The organism is Streptomyces chisholmiae, from assembly GCF_031845445.1.
In the GTDB taxonomy this organism is placed as follows: Bacteria; Actinomycetota; Actinomycetes; order Streptomycetales; family Streptomycetaceae; genus Streptomyces; species Streptomyces chisholmiae.
Genome location: NZ_JAVREO010000099.1, coordinates 1 through 486 on the forward strand (window position 1 = coordinate 1; position 486 = coordinate 486).

Below are 486 nucleotides of genomic sequence, written 5' to 3' on the forward strand. Positions count from 1 at the left end.
GTACCGTCCCGACCTGCTCGCGCGACCGCGCCTCGTCGTCGGGAGCAAGGCCGACGTCGCGACCGCCGCGCTCGACGATCCCGACGCGCTCACGCTCTCAGCGGTCACGCGGCAGGGCCTCGACGTGTTTCTCGGTCGTCTCGGCTCGCTCGTTGACGCGGCGCGTGCGGCCGAACCCGAACTCGAGCCCTACGTCGTACTTCGCCCCGCGGAGGAAGGGTTCGCGGTCGTGCGCGACGACGACGGCGCGTGGCGCGTGTCGGGCCGGAGCGCCGAGCGTGTCGTCGCAATGGCCGACCTCACCAACGAGGAGGCGCTCGAGTACGTGCAGGTGCGCCTGCGCCGAATGGGTGTCGAACGCGCGCTCGCCCGCGCGGGCGCGCGCGAGGGCGACATTGTGCGGGTGGGGCCGGTCGAACTCGAGTACCAGGAGGGGATCTCCTGATGCCCGCGTCCGGGACGGTGCCCGCGACCGTTGTGGTGAAG

The 486-nt window shown here is 72.4% G+C and carries 1 protein-coding gene; it reads left to right on the forward strand.

Annotated elements, in window-relative coordinates; genetic code table 11:
* Positions 1–445: Obg family GTPase CgtA (gene cgtA / locus RM844_RS32255; RefSeq protein WP_311671001.1), on the forward strand; the 445-nt coding region annotated here is incomplete at its 5' end.
* Positions 446–486: the final 41 nt, after the last annotated feature.